Origin of the sequence: Bacillus sp. NTK034 (genome assembly GCF_017303275.1) — a bacterium.
GTDB lineage: Bacteria > Bacillota > Bacilli > Bacillales > Cytobacillaceae > Cytobacillus.
In genome coordinates, this window is sequence record NZ_JAFKOJ010000001.1 from 1027973 (window position 1) to 1050689 (window position 22717).

The 22717-nt window shown below is 38.6% G+C and carries 18 protein-coding genes; 17 read left to right on the top strand and 1 reads right to left on the bottom strand.

The window, feature by feature from the left end:
* Positions 1-29: 29 nt before the first annotated feature.
* The 17 genes from JI665_RS05135 to JI665_RS05215 all read left to right on the top strand — a co-directional run bounded on the left by JI665_RS05135 (position 30) and on the right by JI665_RS05215 (position 20961).
* Positions 30-1199, top strand: a complete 1170-nt coding sequence (locus JI665_RS05135) for an acetyl-CoA acetyltransferase (RefSeq protein WP_206837119.1) — start codon at positions 30-32, stop codon at positions 1197-1199.
* Positions 1200-1201: 2 nt separating this feature from the next.
* Positions 1202-1612 (top strand): Zn-ribbon domain-containing OB-fold protein, encoded by a 411-nt coding sequence (locus tag JI665_RS05140; RefSeq protein WP_206837122.1) that lies wholly within the window; start codon positions 1202-1204, stop codon positions 1610-1612.
* Between the two features lie 415 nt (positions 1613-2027).
* Positions 2028-3197 carry a TAXI family TRAP transporter solute-binding subunit gene (locus JI665_RS05145; protein WP_206837125.1) on the top strand — a complete coding sequence of 390 codons (1170 nt, stop codon included), beginning with the start codon at positions 2028-2030 and terminating at the stop codon, positions 3195-3197.
* A gap of 117 nt (positions 3198-3314) precedes the next feature.
* The gene (locus tag JI665_RS05150) at positions 3315-5222 is read left to right on the top strand and encodes a TRAP transporter permease (RefSeq protein ID WP_206837127.1); all 1908 of its coding nucleotides are present in this window, start codon (positions 3315-3317) and stop codon (positions 5220-5222) included.
* Position 5223: 1 nt separating this feature from the next.
* Positions 5224-7365 carry an acetate--CoA ligase family protein gene (locus JI665_RS05155; protein ID WP_206837130.1) on the top strand — a complete coding sequence of 714 codons (2142 nt, stop codon included), beginning with the start codon at positions 5224-5226 and terminating at the stop codon, positions 7363-7365.
* 26 nt (positions 7366-7391) lie between these two features.
* On the top strand, positions 7392-7805 hold the full coding sequence (locus JI665_RS05160; protein ID WP_206837133.1) for a PaaI family thioesterase: 414 nt from the start codon (positions 7392-7394) through the stop codon (positions 7803-7805).
* A 43-nt stretch (positions 7806-7848) separates the two neighbouring features.
* Complete coding sequence (locus tag JI665_RS05165; RefSeq protein ID WP_206837135.1) at positions 7849-8619, top strand: citryl-CoA lyase; 771 nt, start codon at positions 7849-7851, stop codon at positions 8617-8619.
* 82 nt (positions 8620-8701) lie between these two features.
* Positions 8702-9676, top strand: coding sequence for an NAD(P)H-dependent flavin oxidoreductase (locus JI665_RS05170; RefSeq protein WP_206837137.1), 975 nt, complete (start codon positions 8702-8704; stop codon positions 9674-9676).
* Between the two features lie 187 nt (positions 9677-9863).
* Entirely contained in the window at positions 9864-10625 is a 762-nt protein-coding gene (locus JI665_RS05175; RefSeq protein ID WP_244671110.1) for an enoyl-CoA hydratase/isomerase family protein, read from the top strand.
* Positions 10626-10715: 90 nt separating this feature from the next.
* Complete coding sequence (locus tag JI665_RS05180) at positions 10716-12518, top strand: acyl-CoA dehydrogenase family protein (protein WP_206837143.1); 1803 nt, start codon at positions 10716-10718, stop codon at positions 12516-12518.
* Positions 12519-12584: 66 nt separating this feature from the next.
* Positions 12585-14114 (top strand): 2-isopropylmalate synthase, encoded by a 1530-nt coding sequence (locus JI665_RS05185; protein WP_206837146.1) that lies wholly within the window; start codon positions 12585-12587, stop codon positions 14112-14114.
* Positions 14115-14375: 261 nt separating this feature from the next.
* Positions 14376-15638, top strand: a complete 1263-nt coding sequence (locus JI665_RS05190) for an MFS transporter (protein WP_206837149.1) — start codon at positions 14376-14378, stop codon at positions 15636-15638.
* 99 nt (positions 15639-15737) lie between these two features.
* Positions 15738-16517 carry an enoyl-CoA hydratase/isomerase family protein gene (locus JI665_RS05195; RefSeq protein WP_206837152.1) on the top strand — a complete coding sequence of 260 codons (780 nt, stop codon included), beginning with the start codon at positions 15738-15740 and terminating at the stop codon, positions 16515-16517.
* A gap of 196 nt (positions 16518-16713) precedes the next feature.
* The gene (locus tag JI665_RS05200; protein ID WP_206837154.1) at positions 16714-17637 is read left to right on the top strand and encodes a hydroxymethylglutaryl-CoA lyase; all 924 of its coding nucleotides are present in this window, start codon (positions 16714-16716) and stop codon (positions 17635-17637) included.
* A 33-nt stretch (positions 17638-17670) separates the two neighbouring features.
* Positions 17671-18471 carry an enoyl-CoA hydratase-related protein gene (locus tag JI665_RS05205; protein ID WP_206837157.1) on the top strand — a complete coding sequence of 267 codons (801 nt, stop codon included), beginning with the start codon at positions 17671-17673 and terminating at the stop codon, positions 18469-18471.
* A 39-nt stretch (positions 18472-18510) separates the two neighbouring features.
* Complete coding sequence (locus tag JI665_RS05210) at positions 18511-19683, top strand: acyl-CoA dehydrogenase family protein (protein ID WP_206837160.1); 1173 nt, start codon at positions 18511-18513, stop codon at positions 19681-19683.
* 63 nt (positions 19684-19746) lie between these two features.
* Positions 19747-20961: a CaiB/BaiF CoA transferase family protein gene (locus JI665_RS05215; protein ID WP_206837163.1), complete on the top strand. Its 1215-nt coding sequence runs from the start codon at positions 19747-19749 to the stop codon at positions 20959-20961.
* Between the two features lie 101 nt (positions 20962-21062).
* Here JI665_RS05215 and JI665_RS05220 read toward each other — a convergent pair whose 3' ends face one another.
* Positions 21063-22472 (bottom strand): sigma-54 interaction domain-containing protein, encoded by a 1410-nt coding sequence (locus tag JI665_RS05220; RefSeq protein ID WP_206837166.1) that lies wholly within the window; start codon positions 22470-22472, stop codon positions 21063-21065.
* Positions 22473-22717: the final 245 nt, after the last annotated feature.

Below are 22717 nucleotides of genomic sequence, written 5' to 3' on the forward strand. Positions count from 1 at the left end.
TCTATAAATATTTAAGGGCAGGTGGAGAAATGTCAATTAAAAACGCAGCGGCTATTGTTGGTGTAGGGGATGTTGAACTTGAAAAAGGGAAGGTAAAAGACGGACAATCAGTCCTGCAAATTCAGGCTATTGCCGCAAAACGGGCTCTTGAAGATGCAGGATTAACCAAAGATGATGTTGATGGCATTTTTGTTGCCGGGCTCTGGGGATTACCTGGTGTTGGCTCATTTCCGTCAGTCATATTGTCTGAGTACTTGGGAATTCAGCCAAAATATACTGACTCAACTCAAATAGGAGGATCTGCTTTCGAGGCTCATGTAGGGCATGCTGCAGCAGCTATTCAATCAGGGTTATGTGAGGTTGCTTTAATTTTATATGGAAGTACTCAGCGTTCAGAGAAATCGCGTTCATTAGCTGGAAGACCGCCTGTACTTACTGCTCAGTACGAAACACCATTCGGATTGCCATCCCCTGCGGGTGCATATGCCATGGCAGCAAACCGTCATATGCATCAATACGGAACCAAACCTGAGCATCTGGCGGAAATAGCGGTAGCTACCAGGAAGTGGGCACAATTAAATCCTCATGCGACAATGCGGGATCCATTATCCATTGAAGATGTATTAAATTCCCCAATGATCACAGATCCGCTCCATCTCTTGGATTGTTGTTTAGTTACAGATGGAGCAGGCGCACTTGTACTAGTATCTGCTGAAAGAGCGAAAGACTGCAGGAAGAAACCTGTATGGGTTTTAGGACAAGGTGAATCACATAGTCATTGGTCCATACAGGCTATGCCAGATTTAACTGTTACTTCAGCAGCTCAATCCGGTAAAACGGCATTTGAAATGGCAGGAGTTACACATGACGAGATCGATGTAGTTCAAATTTATGATTCCTTCACCATCACTGTCCTATTAACTTTGGAATCTCTTGGTTTTTGTAAACCTGGTGAAGGAGGAGATTTTATTAGTAATCAGCGTACTGCTCCTGGCGGGGATTTCCCTATGAATACAAATGGCGGGGGCTTATCCTACGCTCATCCAGGTATGTATGGCATATTTCTCTTAATTGAGGCTGTCCGTCAATTAAGAGGTGAATGCGGAGAGAGACAGATAAAAGATGCAAAACTCTCACTTGTAAATGGTACAGGCGGAACCCTGTCTTCTACATCAGTTGTTATTTTAGGGAGGGATTAATCATGGCTGAACAGAAAAAACCAATGCCCATACCTGATGGTGATTCACACATCTTTTGGCAAGGCTGTAAAGAAAATAAATTGCTGATTCAACAATGCAAAAATTGCTCTAAACATATTTTTTACCCGCGAATATTATGTCCGCATTGTTTTTCTGAAAAAGTAGAGTGGGTCGAATCAACTGGAAAGGGAAAAATCTATTCTTATACAATTGCCCGCAGAGGCGGAGGACCAGCATTCAAAGATGATTCCCCATATGCAGTAGCATTAATTGAATTGGACGAAGGAGTTCGAATGTTTAGTAATATCATTAATATTGATGTTGAAAAAGTGAAATGTGATTTACCTGTTGAAGTGGTGTTTGAAGAACAGGGAGATTTTTCATTACCTAAATTTCAGCCTCTATTTGATTAATTTCAATTTACATTAAGTGGGCTAATGAACCATCCGCTAAGTGTTTCATTAGCATTTATAAGAAAAACACATACCCCTCCTAATATAATGAAATTTATTTAGACTTAGTTTTTTTTAGTATATTAGAAAAGTTGTAAGACTCCTCAATTTCTATCATAAAATCTCCACCATGAGAACCACATGAAAAAAGAAAATAAATTTCTAAAATACTCCTAATCGCTTAATCACTATATCCATAATTAAAACAAAGAATTTTTTACTGAATATACAGAATCTTTTAAAATTTCATTGACGAAAATAAATTTTATATATAAAATACTTTTAGAGAGATTAATGAAAGCGATTTCTTTTCGGGAGGTGTACCAGTAAATCCATTCTTTGCTTTAAAAGATGAGTTAAATTAAGGGGGATAATGATGTTTAACAAACCAGTTAGCTTTTTGTTTACAATCTTTTTGCTATTAATTTTGGTAGTAGGCTGTAGCAGTAACCAAACACAGAAACCTGCTTCTAATGAAAACTCATCCTCAAGTAATGATTCTGGCTCACTCCCTAAACAAATGACCTGGAGTGTATATGATGTTGGATCAGGCGGTTACGCAGAGATGTCAGCAATCGCAAACACGCTAACAGAAGAATATGGTATGCAAGTCAGAATGCTGCCATCAGCCAGCGGTGTTGGCCGTATGGTTCCTTTAAGAGACAAAGTAGCCTCTATTGGTAAATTAGGTGATGAGATACAATTTGCATTTGAAGGAAATGAAGAGTTTGCACAACAAGATTGGGGTCCTCAGAACGTTCGTGCGATCTGGGCACCTATCAGTCAATTTGGATTCGCTGTTAGGGAAGATTCAGATATTAAAACTATTGCAGATTTAAAAGGCAAGAAGGTACCGAAGGTTACTGGAAATGCATCGGTAAATATAAAAAACGAGGCAATATTGGCATTTGGCGGATTAACCTGGGATGACGTTGAAGTTGTTGATATTACTTCTTATGCAGGTCAAGGTGAAGCGCTGATTCAAGGACAAATCGACGTTGCAGGTATTAATCCAACTGCTTCAGCTATGTTCGAAGCAGACAGCAAAGGCGGCATTCGCTGGCTTGAAATGGACCCTGAAGATGCTGAAGGCTGGAAGCAAACAGTAGAAACTGCCTCCTGGATGATTCCTTATACAATGGATAACGGGGCTGGAATGGAAAAAGACACAGACATCATGGGACACGGCTATTTAATTGGAGGTTATGCAGATCAAGATCCAAATGCTATCTATGAATTGATAAAAGCGATGGATGAACACTTTACCGCCTATAAAGATGCCATGCCTAACTTAGCTCTATATTCCAAGGATGAAGTTGTGATAGAACCGAAGGGCATTCCATTCCACGAAGGAACTATCAAATTCTTTAAGGAAAAGGGTATGTGGGATGATGAGAAGCAAGCAAAAAATGATGAATTAGTTGCAAGATATGACAATCTAAAAGCTGCATGGGATCAAGCAGTTGAAGAGGCTAAAAAAGAAGGAATCTCTAAAGATGATTTCCCTGCATTCTGGTTAGAGAAAAAAGCAGAACTTGTTAAGTAATTCCCGATATAAAAAATAATGTCAGCCAGCAAGGGTGGCTGACATTATTTTTTAATACGGATTTAGGAAAAGGAGAGTAATAAAATCAAAAATATTACTTGTTCGGAGGGAAATTTAATGAATGTCGAAAGGTTAAACAAAGTATTAAAGATTATTGTAGTTGTTTTTACTATCATTGGCCTTTTACTTTCGATAAACATGCTTTTTTATTTGGAGCTTTTTGGTTTTAATCCGATACAAAATTCCTATCTCTACTATATTTTAGCTTGTTTCATACCAATATCTTTTCTTATTTTTCCAGCAAAAAAAGGGCAAAAAGTAAAGTGGTTTGATTACATTTTTGCACCAGTTTCTTTATGTATATTGATTTATTTTGGGCTAAACGGAGAACGAATGATTTTAGAAGGGTGGGAATGGACAGCACCTCCTATTGCCACATATTTCAGTATCGTTATCTGGGTTCTTTTACTTGAAGCATTAAGGAGAACAGGCGGACTAGTTTTATCAATTGTTTGTTTTCTAATTTCGCTTTATCCTTTAATAGCTACAAGTGTGCCAGTTAGTTTCCTTCAAGGACAATCATATGATTTCTTAACTATAGCAAGAAATCATATTATGAGTTCCAATAGTGTTTTAGGAATTCCTTTAATAACAGTTGGTAATTTAATTCTTGGTTTCCTTGTTTTTGGGGTAGTATTAACTCACTCAGGTGGAGGAGATTTCTTTTTTAAATTAGCACAATCCTTATTTGGGAGATACCGGGGCGGAGAGGCAAAAGTTGCAATTGTGAGTAGTGCTTTCTTCGGCATGTTAAGTGGGAGCGCCATTTCAAACGTTATTACAACTGGCGCAATGACAATACCTGCAATGAAAAAGTCAGGATATAAACCTCATTATGCGGGTGCCATTGAAGCAGTGGCATCAACAGGAGGATCAATTACTCCACCGATCATGGGATCAGCAGCCTTTATCATGGCCTCCTTTTTGGCTATCCCTTATTATGAAATAGCCCTGGCAGCAGCAATCCCTGCCTTATTATATTACATGGGGTTAATTGTCCAAGCCGATGGATATGCAGCTAAAAATAATTTAAAAGGATTACCCAAAGAAAAGATTCCTTCTTTGCTCCAAACATTAAAAAGTGGCTGGTATTATTTATTTGCTCTTGTTTTATTAGTTGTCTTTTTAGTCGTTCTGAATTCTGAAGGACAGGGAGCTTATTATGCAAGTTTAGTGCTATTAATAATTGCAATGATTAACAAAAGCACAAGAATGAACAAAAAACAATTATTTAATATGATTGTAGATATAGGAAAAGTCCTAGCTGAAATTGTTTGTATTATTGCAGGTGTAGGTTTTATTGTCGGGGCATTATCAGCAACGGGGGTTTCGTTCTCGTTTTCAAGGGAACTCGTTGCTGCAGCTGGAGATAGTATGATTCTAATCTTAATTGGCGGAGCTATAACTAGTTTTATCTTGGGAATGGGTATGACCGTATCTGCTGTCTATGTGTTTTTGGCTATTATTATGGCACCGGCACTCGTGACAATTGGTGTGGATCCTGTAGCAGCTCATTTGTTTGTAGTGTATTGGGCAACCGTTTCATACATCACGCCACCAGTCGCCTTAGCAGCTTTTGCAGCTTCCGGGATCGCGAAGGCCAGTCCAATGAAAACAGGGTTCACAGCAGTTCGTTTAGGGATTGTCACGTTTCTAGTTCCATTTTTCTTTGTTTACCAGCCGGCATTAATTGGCCGCGGTGATCCGCTTGAAATTGTGACCAGTGTAATATCAGCATTAATAGGAGTTTTTATTCTTGCATCTGCATTAGAAGGCTATCTTGTGGGGATTGGGAGATTACAAAATTATTTTGTACGTTTGCTGGTCTTAATTTCTGGTCTCTGTATGCTAATTCCTGGACTGATGACTGATATTATCGGTTTAACGACAGCTCTACTTATTTTATTTTCACATAAATTTATAAAACCTATAAATGTAAGTATAGAAAAAAATCAGGAGGTTTAACATGTCGAAAGTTGATGCGATTGACCGTTTTTTAAACCCAAAATCAATAGCTATTGTAGGAGTTTCAAAGGATTTCTCATCCATTAGCGGCAAGCCTATTAAAAATTTGATTCACCATAACTTTAAAGGAATCATCTATCCCGTAAATCCTAAATATGAAGAAATCGAGGGCATACCCTGCTTTTCAAGTATTTTGGATATACCGGGTGAAGTGGATGTTGCATTAATTGCTGTAGCTTCCAAAAGAATGCTGCAAATTCTGGATGAATGTGAAAAGAAACAAGTTCACCACATAATTCTTTTTGGTTCAGGGTTTGCAGAGGTTGGTGAGGAAGGAAAGGCACTTCAAGAAAAAGTTTTTGCAAAGGCCAAGCAAGCAGGGATTCATATTTTAGGTCCAAACTGTGTCGGTTTGCTTAACGTCAAAGAGAGCATTCCATTAGGGTTTGCAACCTCCTTTGAAACAAAAAAAGGTTTTAAACCTGGGAATGTCGGCTTTGCATCACAAAGTGGAGCAATAGGTTTTTCGCTGTTTGGGTTAGCTCAAGAGGAAAACATTGGTTTTTCATATGTAGTTAATACGGGCAACCAGATGGATATACATTCCTTTGATTGTATCGAGTATATGCTGGGAGATCCGGATACAAATGTTGTTGCAGGCTATCTTGAAGCAATCCCGGACGGAGAAATGCTGATAAAATTATCAGAAACTTCTAAATCGTTAAAAAAACCTGTCATTTTATTAAAGTCTGGGCGTTCGGAATTAGGCAGACAAGCAGCAATGTCCCATACTGCTTCATTAACAGGATCTGAAGATGCATTCCAGGCTATTGCAAAACAGTTTGGATTAATTACAGTAAATGACGTAGATAACATGATTGATGCAATGAAGATTTTTTCGAGGGGTAAACAAACAAATGGGAATCGTATTGTTACGATTTCAAACTCTGGTGCAGCAGGGATTGCCATGGCCGATTATAGTGAAGTATTGGGATTAGAGATGGTACGTTTGTCCAAAGAAACGGCAGCCAAAATAGAATCAATTATTCCACCATATGGATCTGCATTAAACCCAATTGACGTTACTGCACAAGCTCTTAAAGAACAAAATATTTTGACCGAGACACTAGAGGTATTAATAGAAGATGATCAGGTCGACGCAATAGTCTTTCAAACTACTTTTGGAGGAGAACTTGGAACGAAGATTTGCCAGAAAATAGTTGAGATCGATCGAAAAACAGATAAACCAATTATAGTGACGATGACCGGAACAAATGAATTGACAGGAAAGGGGCGTACAATTTTACAGGAAGCAGGGGTCCCTGTATATCCTACATCTTATAAGACAATGTTGTCCTTAAAATACTTAGTGGAGTTTTCGCATTTTAGTAACGACCAGATGTTACATTTGTCAGCACCAGCATTTTTACCGGATGACGGATCGAATGAATTGACGGGTATATGGACAGAAGAACGCGTTAAGAAGGAACTTTCAATATTAGGAATTCGAGTTCCAAATGGAACGATAATAAAAGATAGAAGCCACCTGGAGAAAGTAAAAGATAACCTAAACTATCCATTAGTATGTAAAGTGATATCCCCAGATGTCCTGCATAAGACAGATGCAGGTGGTGTTAAGGTTAACATTCATAATCCTGCTCAATTGGAAAGAGCATATAATGAAATTTTACAGTCAGTGCTTCAATATTCTCCAAATGCCCAAATTGATGGAATTCTTGCAGAAGAGATGATTCAGGAAGAAGGAGCTGAAATGTTTATCGGTGTAAAGGAAGATCCTCAATTCGGACCAATGATTGTTTGTGGGCTTGGAGGTGTTTTCATAGAGGTACTAAAAGATATTTCCATTAGACGGGCCCCGATCCAAATTCACGAAGCACATGATATGTTAAAAGAATTAAAAGGATATCCATTGCTTGAGGGTATAAGAGGTGGAAAAAAGCGAGATATTCAAGCTCTTGCTGAGGCACTAGTAAAGGTATCCCAATTTGCCTCACATCATAGGAGGTCAATTGGTGAAATGGATATTAATCCTATATGGGTTTTTGAAGAGGGTAAAGGGATAGCAGCATTAGATGGAATTATTGTTTGGAAGAGTAGAGTCGAAAGATCTGTTTCTGTTTAATTCATTTTTAGACTGGGAGAGATAAAATGGAAAATACCAGTGCCAGTGCGTATTTACAATGGTTGAAAGATGAATTTGAAGAGTCACCCTTTTGGAAGCATATGGGTATATCTTTTGACCGCTTAGAGCCGGGGGATGTCATTATCAAAATGCCGGTAAAAGAAGAGCTTTTGAATTCAAATAGCGTAATGCATGGAGGAGCATTAACTTCTATTTTAGACTCAATTATTGGAGCAGCAATTCGATCTAAAAGAGAAGTGCGAGTTGCGACTATTTCTCTAACAACTCAATTTATTGCACCTGTTAAGGAAGGTACTTTGTATGCGAGTGCTGCTCTAATTAACTCAGGTAACCGCATTCAATTTGTAGAGTCAAAAGCTTTTAATGAAAAGGGACTAACTGTTGGATCTGCATTGGGTACATTTGCCATTTTGAAGTAGCGAATATGTTTTCTAAATTTAACGTATTGGAGGAAAAGATAAATTGGAATTTCAAACTAAAATCGGAAAATCATCCCCAGATAAGATTTTTGTTCATGGCTATAACTTGACTGAAGATTTAATTGGAAATATTACACTTGCAGATATGGCTTTCCTGGGTGCAAAGCATCGAAAACCAACAGAAAATGAATCCAAAATGCTTAACGCAGTATTAGTGGCTATCTGTGAGCATGGTTTTACGCCAAGCTCCATTTCAACCCGTTTAACTTATCTGGGTGCACCAGAGTCTGTTCAATCCGCAGTAGCGGCAGGATTGCTGGGAGCAGGAACTGTTTATCTTGGTGCAATGGAGTATGTTGCCGAAATGCTTCAAAAAGCATTTCAAAAATATGGAGAAGAATATGATATTAAAGAATTAGCTTCTATCATAATAAATGAAAGACAAGAAAACGGGCAACAGCTCCCAGGGTTTGGCCATCCCGTTCATAAACCCGACGACCCCCGAACTGTCAAATTATTCGAGATTGCTGAAAAGTTAGGTTTTAAAGGGAAAAACTCACAACTTCTTCAAGAGATTCATAGACAATTTTGTGAGAAAAAAGGAAAAACAATAACTTTAAATGCTGTTGGTGCAATTGGTGCCATAATGGCTGACATGGAGATAGATTACCGTGTTGTAAAATCATTTGCAGTTGCTTCAAGAGCTGTTGGATTAGTGGCTCATATTGTAGAAGAAATCGAACTTGGCAGAAAGGAAAGTATCGGCCAGCAGCTGTTCGATTACATTGAAGAACATACTGATTATAAAGGATAAACCTTCCTTTATTTAAAGGGTCATACTCTAAATTCAGAGTATGATCCAATTTAAATTTTCCATATTTACAGGAGGGGAGCTTATGACAATCCAAACGGATATAACTAAATTGCTGGGAATAAAATATCCTATTATACAAGGCGGCTTACAAGGATTAGGGCGTGAGCCCCTCGTTTCAGCTGTTTCAGAAGCAGGATGTTTAGGATTAATAACTGCAGGTACATATCCTTCAAAAAAGGAAATGATAGATGATATAGAGCTCGTTCGTAAAAAAACAAACAAACCATTTGGTGTGAATCTGGCGATCGGAATTCGGAAACCTATGGACGAATATGTTGAGGGCGTTATTGAATCTGGGGTTAACATTGTTTTTACATCTGGCAATAGCCCGGCTAAATTTATGGATCCATTAAAAAAAGCGGGAGTAAAAGTTGTTCATGTCGTACCATCTGTTAGATTTGCACGAAAAGCTGAGGAATTAGGATGTGATGCTGTTGTAATCGTTGGTTACGAATGTGGCGGGCACCCTGGAGCAGATGAAGTTACCTCGATGGTAAAGATTCCTCAAGTTGTAGAATCAGTTAATATCCCAGTAATCGCAGCTGGAGGTTTTAATGATGGGCGTGGGTTGATTGCGGCCTTATCTCTTGGAGCACAAGGTATACAAATGGGAACCAGATTTGTAATGAGTCAGGAATCACCGTTGCCTGAAAATATTAAAGAAACATTAACAAACGCCAATATAACAGACACTTTAGTTATTAAACGATCTATCAATAAACCAAACAGGGTTTATAAAAATAAAGCTGCCCTTAAAGTACTTGAATTGGAAGACCAGAATGCCAAAATAGAAGAATTATTGCCGATTATTGGAGGTGAAGCTTATAAAGTACTGATTGGTGAAGGTGATATTAATGCAGGTGTATTATCGATTGGGCAGGTAATTGGCCGGATCAATCAATATCCAAGCGTTCAGGAAATCATTGATGGAATCATTATAGAAGCAGAATCAGTAATAAAAAAAATGAATCAATTTTGGCAGCCAGTGGGGCATTAATGCTGGGTAACCATAAATAAGCTTTTCTTTCCCTATAAGGAAAACACTTTAATTCCTCTTCTGCATTTTCTCCTTATATATAGATGTTTTCGCTGTTTTATATATTAATAAAACTTTTTGTTAAGTTTAGCTTCTTAAAATTCATAAAAATTAGGAAGGAGAGGTTCTATTGGAATATAAATATCTTTTGGAGGAAAAACTAGGCAGCATTTCTCTTCTTCGGCTGAATAAACCTGAAATGCGCAATGCTTTAGTAATGGATATGAGAATGGAATTGCTCTCTGCATTGGAAAAAGCAGAAAATGATGACGAAATAAAATGTATCATCCTTACCGGTCAGGATAAAGCATTTTCTGCAGGAGGAGACCTATCTGCTTTGAAAGAGTTAAAACCCCTTGAAGGCAGAAAAAGGCTTCAAAAATCTTTCCCCTTATTATTAAAGATACTTGAAATTGAGAAACCAATTATTGCCGCAGTCAACGGAGCAGCAGCTGGAGCGGGTTTTAGCCTTACTTTGCTGTGCGATTTAATTATTGCTTCAGACGAGGCATTTTTTGTCCAAAGTTTTGTAAACGTTGGATTAATTCCAGACTTCGCAGCCATACATTTCCTTCCTATGCTAATTGGACCCCATCGGGCAAGAGAACTAATGTTTTTGGGTGAAAGAATTTCTTCTTTTGAGGCAGAGCGTATAGGTATTGTTAATAGAGTTGTACCTGCTGAATCTTTACTCCAAGAAACAATAAATATAGCAGAAAAGTTAACTAAAAAATCAGGCATTTCTATAGGGATGACAAAAAAAATGATGAATCAGCACTTGCATAAGGACTTAAAACTCCTTTTGGAATTGGAAGCCCAGGGGCAAGATATCTGTTTTCAGACAGAGGATTTTAAGGAAGGCGTGAAAGCATTTTTTGAAAAAAGGGAACCTAACTTTTCCGGAAGGTAACTTAGATAAATTCGTTTATTCTTGAGGACAGGCAGAGTAATTAATTTCGTCATAATTATGGCTATTAATTTTTTGCAAAGGGGTTAAAAGATGAAAGAGATATTTAACGAACTGAAACCAAAAGCTAAACTAGGTGGAATGCCAGAGCCTAGAGGAATTAATTTTTATGACATTGATTCGAATTTGGATTTTTTAATTCATTTCTACGTTCCCCAAGAAGAATATAAACGCGCTCTCCCTCTTCTATCGTGTCTTGGCGCTGTCGCCGGAGGAAAATTAGATGATTTATCCAGGAAAGCGGATCGCCATCCACCGGAATTAAATCATTTTAATAAATACGGAGACCGGGTTGATCAGGTGAATTATCACCCAGCTTATCAACAAATGGAAGAAATTGGGTACAGTCAGTTTGGGCTTGTAGCAATGTCTCATCAGCCTGGTGTAATGGGGTGGCCAACTCGGTTTTCAAGACTATTAAAATATTCCTTCTGGTATTTATTTGCTCAATCCGAATTTGGACTATGCTGTCCTATGAGCATGACCGATTCTGCAGCTAGAGTCATAGATCAATTTGCCTCGCCAGAAATTAAGAAATCTTTTTTATCCCGGCTGACAAGTACAGATATGAGCCAGCTTTGGACGGCTGCTCAATTCATGACAGAAAAACAAGGCGGCTCCGATGTTGGGGAGAATACTTTAGTGGCTAAAAAGGCTGGGGATCATTGGGAGCTTTGGGGTGATAAATGGTTTTGTTCAAATGTAAGTGCTGATGTTGCTTTAGTATTAGCTCGCCCAGAAGGAGCTGAAAAAGGAACAAAAGGATTGGCTATGTTTTTGGTGCCAAATAAGCTGGAGAACGGAGAGCGGAACCGATATCGTATAAACAGGCTGAAAGATAAGCTGGGCACAAAGGATATGGCTTCGGGGGAGGTTTCTTTTGAGGGGGCCACAGGATATGTGGTCGGTAATATTGATAAAGGATTTAAGCAAATGATGTCTATGGTAAATTCATCCCGGCTATCCAATGCAGTTCGTTCAGCTGCGATGATGAGGAGAAGCTTTTTAGAAGCGCTATATACAGCCAGAGGGAGAAAAGCCTTTGGCCATGCACTTATCCAATTGCCATTGATGAAAGAGAACATTTTTGAAATACTTCTTGATACTGAAGCAGCAGCTTCAATGATCTTTTACACCGCTGATGTTTTTGATAAATCAGATTGCGGAAATGAGGAATATAAACTCATACTTCGAATATTGACACCTTTGCTTAAAGGATATATCTGCAAGCGCGCTCGCTATATAACAGCAGAAGCAATGGAAATACGCGGAGGGAATGGATATATAGAAGAATGGGTTAACCCTAAACTAGTCCGGGACGCCCATTTAGGCTCCATTTGGGAAGGTACCACAAATATTGTTGCACTGGATGTTTTAAGAGCCATAAATAAAGACCATGCAGGAAATGCATTCATGACTGATTTTGAAAAACGGCTATCCAGTCTAAACAATGCTTTTGTACAGCGTGCTGCTAAACTTTGCCTGAAGAAAGCAGAGAAACTGCAAAGACAATTTGATTCAATCACTTTAGAACAGACCATGGAACATGAAATATCAGCAAAACGCCTTATGAATAATATGTATCATATTTGTGCTTCCAGTCTGCTGCTGCAAGAAGCAGATTATCAGATCTCGGAAAATGGCGGATACAGAAAGTTGTTCGTATTTATGCATTATTTTCAAAGATACGTTCAACCCTCAGCTGAAACAGGTATTTTTGATAGATCATTAGATAAGTGGTTAGAGTCAATAATTGATTGGGAGGACATACCTTCTGAAGCTGTAAATGAACTTTTAAATGAATTAGAGGCATGCATATTAAAAAGCTGTGTTTGAATGAACTGCTTCTGCTTAGTTTATTGTTTATAGAAAGATATATTTAAATAGGGAGGAGCTATAAATATGTATAAAAAAATTTACACTTTCGATACAACGTTAAGGGACGGGGAACAAACTCCAGGTGTCAATTTAAACCAGAAGGAAAAAGTTGAAATAGCCCTGCAGCTGGAGAGATTGGGCATTGATATTATTGAGGCAGGTTTTGCTGCTGCGTCTCCCGGAGATTTAAATGCAGTGCGCGCTGTAGCAAAAGCTGTGAATGAACCGATAGTGGTGAGTTTGGCACGAACAAATAAAGAGGACATTGATGCTGCTGTAAAAGCTTTTGAAGGGATAAAAAATGTTGGAATTCATATTTTTATAGCGACCTCTCCTATTCATATGGAGAAAAAATTAAATCTAACAGAGGAACAAGTGATATCTAAATCAATAGAAGCAGTTCGATATGCTAGGCAATTTTTTGATCATATTGAATTCTCATTTGAAGATTCAACCCGTTCCGATATGAACTTTTTATGTTCTATTTCTGAAAAAGTAATTGAGGCTGGAGCGAAAGTATTAAATTATCCGGATACCGTAGGATATACAACTCCATGGGAATATAGTGAAAGATTTAAAATACTTAAAAATCGTGTGGAAGGGATTGATAAGGTAATATTAAGCTGCCATTGCCACAACGATTTAGGAATGGCAACCGTGAATTCGCTTGCGGCGATTGAAGCTGGAGTTACTCAAGTCGAAGGCTGCCTGAATGGTATTGGAGAAAGGGCGGGTAATGCTCCTTTAGAGGAAGTAGCTTTAGCACTGGAGACTCGCTATGACTACTTCCGAAAGAGAACAACGATGAATCTTAAAGAAATAGCTAAAACGAGTAAGCTTGTTAGCCGTTTAACAGCCATGCCAATTTCCGCTACAAAGCCAATTATTGGGGATAATGCCTTTGCACATGAATCCGGCATCCATCAGGACGGTATATTAAAAGATAAAGAGACTTATGAAATTATGAAACCAGAAACAGTTGGCTTAAAAGAAAGCAGCCTTATATTAGGGAAGCTTTCCGGCCGGCATGCATTAAGGGGAAAATTGGGTGAGCTTGGCTATAGTTTAAGTGATGAGGAATTATCCTTTGTATTTAAAAAGTTCAAGGACCTTGCAGATCGAAAAAAACAGGTTTTAGATGAGGATATAATTACATTGCTGGATAAGGAGATAACGAATGAAATTGAATACTATAAATTGAAAGCACTTTATATCTCGTATTCCACACCAGAACAGCCATATGCATCCGTTCAATTACATGATAAATACGAACTGGTGCAAGAGGAAGGCGCATATGGGAATGGTGCAGTTGATGCTATTTTTAATGCTATTGATAAAATCATTGATTTGAATATTGAATTACTTGATTATAAAATTCTTTCAGTTACAAAGGGGAAGGATGCTCAAGGAGAAGTTTATGTGCAAATAAAAAATGAAGAGACAGTCTCGCAGGGGAGGGGAATTAGTATCGATATCCTTGAAGCAAGTGCTTATGCATACATTATGGCAGTTAATCGAATTAAAAATAAAATTGAACAAAATGTTACATTATAAATTTACTTTTAAAATATATTGGTGATCCTTTTTAGAATATAAATTTAATACTGCCATCTTGAAAAAGGAATGTTAATCATAATATTCCTTTATTTTTTATTGCAGTAAGCATCTTTGAATTAAGTACCGATGATGGAAAAGGAAAGAATTTAGGAGTGAAGAAGAGGGAGGAAGTTATATGATTGGGGCTGTTGAAATCATAGATTTGTATGGTTTTAGTGATAAGAGGGATTCAGCATTAACTTTAATGAGAATCACGCCATGACAAAGGATATATATTATGGATGGTACATAGTTGCCTCAGCTTCTGTGATCGTGCTTCTCACCATGGGACTTCGAATGGGAATTGGTCCGCTTGTTAATCCGATAATGCTCGATTTTGGATTGTCCAGAACTGAGTTCTCCATAGTCGCTGCAATTGGCATGATTATTTATGGCATTGGAATGCCTCTGGCTGGATTGCTTTTAAAACGTTATAGTACTAAATTTGTTTTGTTAACCGGCTTACTTACAGTTTGTTTATCAATATTATGGACAATAAATTCAATAGGATTTTTCTCATTACTCTTTTCATTTGGAATTTTTCTTTCACTGGGTCTTTCCTTTTTAAGCAATATTACTTTAGCTCCAATCGTCAGCAAGTGGTTTGTTCTCAAAAGGGGAAAGGCACTCTTCTACCTTTCTACAGGCGGTATGGCTGGAATCGCAATCATGACTCCTGTTGAAGCTATATTAATTGATTTAGTTGGCTGGCAGCAAACTCTTCTATTGTTTGCAGTGTTATTCATATGTGTAGTGCTTCCTTCGGCAATTTTTGTAATGCGGGAAGATGTACCTGAGGGGGCAGATGGTTCCGTTGTTCACAGGGATACAATTTTGAAGGATATACTGCCGGAAATTACTTGGAAAGATGCTTTTAAAACAAAGGCATATTGGCAGATTGTATTTGGGATGTTTGCCTGTGGTTTTGGCATGAATCTGATGGGATCCCATGCGGTTCCTATGTTAATGGATCATCATTTTAAGCCTATGACTGCTTCCTACGGTGTCGGGACAATTGGAGTTGTAGCTATATTCAGTACTTTATTTTTAGGATCGATTGCAGATCGCTACCCAAGAAAAAATATTCTCTTTTGGATCTATTTGGTCCGCGGCGGAGGATTCCTTGGTTTAGTATACGCGGCAAGTCCATGGCAGCTGTTTCTTGTATCAGTTACTGGGGGCTTGGTATGGGCAGGGTCCATAGCAATATCGTCTGCCATTCTAGGCGATTTTTATGGAATTCAACTTTTGGGAATATTAAATGGCTGGGCTTTTTTAGTACATCAGATAGGAGGTGCTATTGGATCTTTTATTGGAGGGTGGGGATATGAAAGGTTTGACACTCATTTAATATCTTTTGGATTAGCGGCTGTTTTTGCGTTACTTGCAAGCTGGGCGTCCTTTAAATTACCTGAGAAACTCGGGCACGCTCAAAATACGAATATTAGTGGCGGTCAAGCTGTCGTAAATACCAAGAGTTAAATTGTTCAAATGCATTTCAGATTGCATTCAGCCCTGAAAATATTATTCTCAAACACTATTGATAATAGTGTATTAGTTGAAATATCGAGGAGGATTTAGATGATATATAAAAACATTTTAGTCAAGAGAAATAGTCAGATTGCTTATATAATAATAAATCGTCAGGAGGTTAGGAATGCACTTAATTCGGAAACGGTTAATGAATTTCAAACCGCTCTTAACGAGTTGGAATTGGATGAATCAATACGATGTATTGTTTTTACTGGGGCGGGAGAAAAATCCTTTGCTTCAGGTGCAGATATTTCACAGTTAAAGGATAGAACAGCATTGGAAACTTTAAGAAAAAAAGGGATGCAGCAGGTTTATGAATATATTGAAAGCTATCCTAAACCTACTATTGCCATGATTAATGGCTATGCTCTAGGAGGCGGATGCGAGCTTGCAATGGCATGTGACATTCGAATTGCTTCAACAAATGCAAAAATGGGCCTGCCGGAATTAAATTTGTCCATCATCCCAGGAGCAGGCGGCACACAAAGATTGGCACGGCTTGTAGGGAAAGGAAAGGCATTAGAAATGATCCTGACAGGAAAAATCATCTCTGCTGAAGAGGCAAAAATGTGTGGGCTTGTCTCAGAAGTCGTTTTACCTAATAAACTTCAGGAAAAAACAGAGGAAATTGCTGAATGCATTATTAATAAAGGCCCGCTAGCAGTCCAGCTCGCTAAATTATCAATAAATATCGGAACAGAAACCGATTTGAAAACAGGACTTATGTTAGAAAAACTAGCCCAGGCATTTTTAATGTCAACTGAAGATAAAAAAGAAGGAACGCTGGCATTTCTGGAAAAGAGGAAGCCAAAGTTTCATGGGAAATAGGTGTATTTGGATAAAAGTAATGCCATAGTATGCTTCCCAAGAATGAAGGAGGAAAAACAAAAAACAAAGGATATAAGATTTGAATATATAAAAATTTGAGAATATTCATAATAATAATTGAAATTGTAGATTGGATACAGTATCCTATTTATATAAAGCTAATATTTTTCCAGCTGTCTATTGGGGGAATAATTCTATGAAGTTAGTAAACGAAGTAATGATTTTTGAAGTCGGTCTTCGGGATGGCCTTCAGCTTGAATCCATGATACTGACACCAGAAGAGAAGCTTGATGTATTTAATTTATTGCATGAGGCAAAGGTTTCTGAGGTAGAGTTTGGTTCTTTTGTCCATCCCAAGTTAGTGCCGCAAATGGCGAACACGTCAGAGTTCTATTCTCAGATTCAGCAGCATGAGGCAAAGATGGAGCTTGTTGCCCTTGTCCCCAATTTAAAAGGGCTTGAAATTGCCAAAGAAAATGGAGTCAGGTCTGTTAATTATGTTTTGTCAGCAAGTAATACACATAATCAGCAAAATGTCCGCCAGTCAACGGATGAATCTCTGAATAGCTTTAAGGTTTTATCACAATTTGCATCTAAGTATGATATTGGATTAAATGTAACAGTCGCAACTTCATTCGGCTGTCCTTTTGAAGGAACAGTCCCTCAGAATCGCATCATGAAAATTGTAGATACCCTCCTTTTACATAACATCAAAAGAATTACACTAGCAGATACAACTGGCATGGCTAATCCAAAACAGGTATATGACCTAGCAAAAGCGGTTTCAGATGAATGGAGAAATTTTGAATTCGGCTGTCATTTTCATAATACAAGAGGGATGGGAATGGCAAATATATTCGCAGGTATGGAGGCGGGCATCAGACTTTACGATGCATCAATTGGAGGAATCGGAGGCTGTCCATTTGCTCCTGGCGCTACAGGTAATGTATGTACAGAAGATGTTGTTCACATGATGGAGGAAATGGGAGTGAGAACCTCCATTGACCTTGATACACTAATTGCTGCTTCTGAAAAATTAAAGGATATACTTGGCCATGATTTGCCGGGGCAAGTAGCCAAAGCAGGAAAGAGTTCCCGAAGGTATCCGGTACCGAACTGAAACAACTATTATACATTTGAAGGGATGAGTAAGATGCTGGTGCAAACATATGAAACGATTAAACTCGAAAGTCCTGGCCAACAGGAAGGCATATTCTTATTAACTTTAAACCGGCCCGATTCAATGAATGCCTTGAATACAAAAATGGCATTGGAATTAATTCAAGTGCTGGATGAATTAAAATATGACGAAAATGTAAGGGTACTCATTTTGACGGGATCTGGCACGAAAAGTTTTTGCGTTGGAGCTGATCTTAAAGAACGAAATGGCATGTCACAAAAAGAATGGAAAAAACAGCATGACTATTTTGAACAAGTAACAGAGAAAATCCATGAGTTTCCATATCCGGTAGTTGGAGCAGTAAATGGATATGCATTAGGAGGCGGTATGGAAATTGCCCTAAGCTGTGATATTAGAACTGCGGCCCGGCATGCAGGATTGGGCCTTCCTGAATCTAAATTAGGCCTTATTCCGGGTATTGGGGGAACACAGCTTCTCCCTCGCATCATTCCTATAGGGATAGCTAAGGAATTGCTTTTCACAGGCAAACGGATTGGCGCTGAAGAAGGAAAGCAGCTTGGAATCATCAATCATATTTTCTCAAGCGAAACACTCATTGAAGAAACGGTTAAACTGGCCGAAACTATTGCTGCTAATGCACCGCTTTCTTTAAAAGCATTAAAAAAAGCAGTAAATAAAGGAACAGAAACAGATTTAGCAACAGGGCTGGCATTTGAACTGGAGGCTTATTATAGATGTGCAAATTCCGAAGATCGTTTGGAAGGGATCTATGCATTTAATGAAAAGCGCCCACCCCATTGGAAAGGTAAGTAAAGAAATTCTAATATATTTATTATTTTGGAGGGAACAGAGATGGCAAATAATACACAAACAATGGAAAACACTGAACATGAAATGATTCGGAAAAGTGTTCGCACTTTATGTGAGCGCTTTCCTGAAGAGTATTGGAGAGATACAGATGAGAGAGATGCCTACCCTACAGCATTTGTCAAAGCCTTGACTGACGAAGGCTGGCTGTCAGTGCTCATTCCTGAAGAATATGGCGGAGCTGGCCTTGGGATGAAAGAAGCAGGCATTATTTTAGAGGAGATAAATCGCTCAGGAGGCAATGCTGGAGCTTGCCATGCTCAAATGTATACAATGGGTGCATTGCTTCGGCACGGAAACGAGGAGCAAAAGCAAAGATTTCTTCCCAAAATTGCCAGTGGTGAATTAAGGCTTCAGGCATTTGGCATTACAGAACCAACAGCAGGCAGTGATACAACGAGCATCCAAACTTTTGCTGAGAGAAAGGGAGACAAATATATCGTTCATGGCCAAAAGATTTGGACTTCCCGGGCTGAGCATTCAGATTTAATGATGCTTCTGGCTAGAACGACTCCGAAAGACCATGTGCAAAAGAAAACGGATGGACTTAGCCTATTTATTCTGGATATGAAGGAACAGGCAGATAAAATTGATATCCGGCCCATTGATACGATGATCAATCATGCTACAACTGAAGTCTTTTTCGAAGGAGCTGAAATTCCAGCTGAAAACCTGATTGGCGAAGAAGGCAAAGGCTTCCGCTATGTGCTTGGAGGAATGAATGCAGAACGCATTTTAATATCCTCAGAATCGATTGGGGATGGGATGTATTTCGTAGATAAATCGGTTCAATATGCAAATGAGCGTGTGGTTTTTAACAGGCCAATCGGGCAAAATCAAGGAGTGCAATTCCCAATCTCAAGGGCCTATATGGATATTCAGGCAGCGAAGCTAATGCGTGATAAGGCAGCCGAGATATTTGATGCAGGTACGGATTGCGGTGCAGAAGCAAACATGGCTAAATACCTTGCATCAGAAGCGACCTGGCGTGCAGCAAATGCAGCCATGGACACATATGGCGGATATGGTTTTGCTAAGGAATACAATATTGAACGTAAATTTAGAGAAGCCCGGCTGTTTATCGTAGCTCCTATTACCAACAACCTCGTCGTAAGCTATGTTGGCCAGCATGTTCTAGGGCTGCCGCGTTCATTCTAAAAACCAAAACCCGAGGGCCATAATATTATTTGGTCCTCTCTTTAATAAGAAGGAGGAACAAGGATGGCAGGACCGTTATCAGGTATTACTGTTGTGGATATTACTACAAATATTTCCGGCCCCAGTTTAACTATGATTCTCGCGGACTTAGGAGCTGAAATCATCAAAATTGAAAGGCCGGTTACTGGAGATGACTCAAGAGGCATGGGACCTTTTTGGGAAGGGGAAGGCGTTTATTTCCTTCATATAAATCGCAATAAAAAGTCTGTTGTCATTGACCTCAAGCAGGATGCTGGCCGAAGAATTGTTTACGATCTTGTTGAGAAAGCTGATGTGTTTGTAGAGAACTTCCGTTACAAGAAAGCGGAAAAAATGGGACTTGGTTACGAAAAATTAAAAGAAATTAATCCTTCCCTTGTTTATTGTTCTTTATCGGCTTACGGACAGAACGGACCTTTGCGGGAAAGATCCGGGTACGATGCAATCGCCCAGGCAGATTCCGGCATTATCGGGATTAACGGGGCAGAAGGGTCAGAGATTGCAAGAGTTCCAGTTTCCGTACTGGATCAGGGAAGTGCAATGTGGGGAGCCATTGGCATTATTTCTGCCCTTTTTCATAAAGAAAAAACGGGAGAAGGCCAGCTGGTAACAACCTCTCTTTATGAAACAGGTGTTTTTTGGGTTGGCTACCATATGCTATCCTGGCTTGCTACAGGAAAGGAACCCCGAAAGAATGGTGCAGGCCATACTGCCTTTGCACCATATGGGGCTTTTTATGCAAGCGATGCACCCGTCATGATTGGAATATCCAATAATTCATTATTTAGCCGTTTATGCAAAGTGCTGGGCAAAGAGGAATGGGTTACAGACATAAGATATGAGACGAATCCTAAAAGAGTTGAAAATAGAGAAAATTTGAGAGTTGCCATTGAAAACATACTGCAATCAAAACCAGCTGATGAATGGGTAAAACTTTTGGCAGAAGCCGGGGTGCCGAGCTCAAAGGTAAAAAAGATTTCAGAAGTTGTTGAGGATAAGCAGGCTCAAGCCATTAAAATGTGGGAGAGTCTGGCACATTCGAACATCGAAGGGTTTAAGCTTCCCCGGCTTCCCTTTGAACTAAGCATGTCACCAGCAGAGATTAAACAAGCTCCTCCAAAGCTAGGAGAAAATTCTAAGGATATCTTGAAAAAGATTGGGTATGATGAAGCGAAGATTGAGGCCCTGTTAAATAATAAAATTGTTCAAACATATGAAGAAAAAGCACAAACCCGGTAAATGAGAGAGATTACTGTTATATCCAGGTAAGTATTTGTACAGAAGCCAACAGGAGAGTTTAATTGATTTCTAACCTCCTGGCCAAATAGCCAGGAGTTATTTTAATGGTCTTCTATATATTTTTGAATTTTTCTATATGCAGTTGATTGATTTATGCCAAGGGCTTTGCCGACTTTATAGGAGCTTCGGTATTTTTTATAAGCTTTTATAATTAATTGTTCTTCCAATTCCTCGTGTGCCTGCTTTAATGTGCAAATTTCATTAATATGGACTGTATATTGCTTATGGCCGTTTGTTGAGCTAACAATCTTTTGCGGCAAATCTGATAATTGAATTTCATCCCTGTCGGCTATAACAACTAAACGCTCCATTAAATTCTCCAATTCTCTAACGTTTCCAGGCCAACTGTAATTAATTAGCTTGTTTTCTGCTTTCAGGCTTAGATAGGCAGATATTCCATATTTTTTATTGAATTTTTCTAAAAAGTGATCCATTAAGTATGAAATGTCCTCTGGTCTTGTACTTAAAGGAGGAATATAAATGGGAATCACATTTAACCTGTAAAATAAATCTTCTCTGAATGTTCCGTCCTCCACCATTGTTTCCAAGTCTTTATTTGTTGCAGCAATAATTCTGGTATCTACGGGTATTGGTCTGGTGCCGCCAATCCGCTGAATTTCATTTTCCTGAAGGGCTTTTAATAGTTTTACCTGAAGGTTAAGGGGCATCTCGCCTATTTCGTCCAAAAATAATGTACCGCCATTTGCCGCTTCGAATAATCCTTTTTTGCCTTCTTTTTTCGCACCTGTAAAGGCGCCTGGTTCGTACCCAAAAAGTTCTGATTCAATAAGAGACTCCGGTATTGCACCGCAATTAATATGTATGAAAGGCTGCTTACTTCTTTTGCTTTTTTTATGGATGTGAGATACGATTACACCTTTTCCGACACCGGATTTTCCTGTAACAAGAACAGTTGAATCGACCTTCGCAATTTTATCTGCCATTTTCACTATTTTTCGCATATCGGGTGAAAAAGAAATAAAATCTTCTTCATCTTTATTATGAAACCGCCTTAATTCTTCTAGCTCTTCCTGAAAGCTTTCAAGTAAATGTTCGGTACGCTCAATCTTATTGCGAAGCTGTCTGATTTCAGTCAGATCCCTGGAGGTAAAAACAATGAACTCTATATTTCCTTCTGTGTCCAAAGAGGGATTTCCGATGCAATGAATAGTTTGCCCTGTTCTTGTTCTTTGTATCATTGATACCCTCTCTTTCCGCTCTTTAACAATCGGAAACAAAGAGGGGGAAAACAGCCCTTTTCTCGCCAGTTCTTCCGTATTTTTTCCTACTATTTCAGCTGCCTTCATCCCATAAAATGCCTCACCGGCCGGATTCACTCTAAGGACTGTACCAATGCCGTCAGTAACAAAAATTTCATCAAAACAGGTATTAATAATTGTCTCCAATTCATGGTTCAAATTCTTATAATGTGTGAGCTCGCAAATTTCCATAAATTCACCCGCATTTTTTAATAAATTGAGGTAATAGAGTCTGGTAATGAAATAATAGCATATTAAGCAGGTATCAACAATTCATAATATTTAGAATAATGAATATTAATGCAGAAATGCATTATTACTAATGCACAGAAGCATTAAACTCGCAGCTGAAGCTCATTGATTCTCTATCTAGCAGTAATAGATTGTTGGCATAAAACTTGCAAAATACTTTTTTATGTAACTTTTATATTATTCAT